At 64.7% G+C, this 813-nt stretch carries 1 protein-coding gene and 1 pseudogene; both read left to right on the top strand.

What is annotated here, in order from left to right; genetic code table 11:
• A pseudogene (locus tag MKK82_RS12720) lies at positions 1-81 on the top strand (co-chaperone GroES); the annotation flags it as partial.
• 99 nt (positions 82-180) lie between these two features.
• Positions 181-813 (top strand): TCP-1/cpn60 chaperonin family protein (locus MKK82_RS12715; RefSeq protein WP_279602970.1); only part of this gene is annotated, 633 nt, incomplete at its 3' end.

Here is an 813-nt window from a genome sequence, read left to right as displayed (position 1 = left end):
TGGTCCGGCACCGAGGTCAAGATCGACGGTCAGGACCTGCTGATCATGAAGGAATCCGACATCCTGGGCATCGTCGCCTAGCGCCGATCCGGCCTCACTGGCCTTGATCCTCGACCTGCCCTTCGAGGCGCCCGCTTTGGCGTGCCTCGGGGCTAAAACGAAAGATGTTGAGGCTTCAGCATGTCCGCTAAAGACGTTGGGTTTTCGGTGGATGCCCGCGGGAAGATGCTGCGCGGCGTGGAGCTGCTCGCCAGTGCGGTGAAGGGGACGCTCGGTCCGAAGGGCCGCAACGTCGTGATCGAGAAGAGCTTCGGCGCCCCGCGCATCACCAAGGACGGTGTGACGGTCGCCAAGGAGATCGAACTCGTCGACAAGTTCGAGAACATGGGCGCCCAGATGGTGCGCGAAGTGGCCTCGAAATCGAGCGACACGGCCGGTGACGGCACCACCACCGCGACCGTGCTGGCGGCCTCCATCGTCCGGGAGGGCGTGAAGTACGTCGCCGCCGGAATGAACCCGATGGACCTGAAGCGCGGCATCGACCTGGCGGTGGCCGCGGTCGTGAAGGATATCGGCGAGCGCTCCCGCAAGGTCGCCTCGTCCGAAGAGATCGCCCAGGTGGGCACGATCTCCGCCAACGGCGACGCCGAGATCGGCCAGATGATCGCCCATGCCATGCAGAAGGTGGGCAACGAGGGCGTCATCACCGTCGAGGAGGCCAAGACCGCCGAGACCGAACTCGACGTCGTCGAGGGCATGCAGTTCGACCGCGGCTACCTCTCCCCGTACTTCATCACGAACGCGGAGAAGATG

The organism is Methylobacterium sp. E-046, from assembly GCF_022829625.1.
Taxonomy (GTDB): Bacteria; Pseudomonadota; Alphaproteobacteria; order Rhizobiales; family Beijerinckiaceae; genus Methylobacterium; species Methylobacterium longum.
The sequence above is the reverse complement of the archived record's forward strand: the minus strand, read 5'-3'. Positions and strand labels throughout refer to the sequence as shown.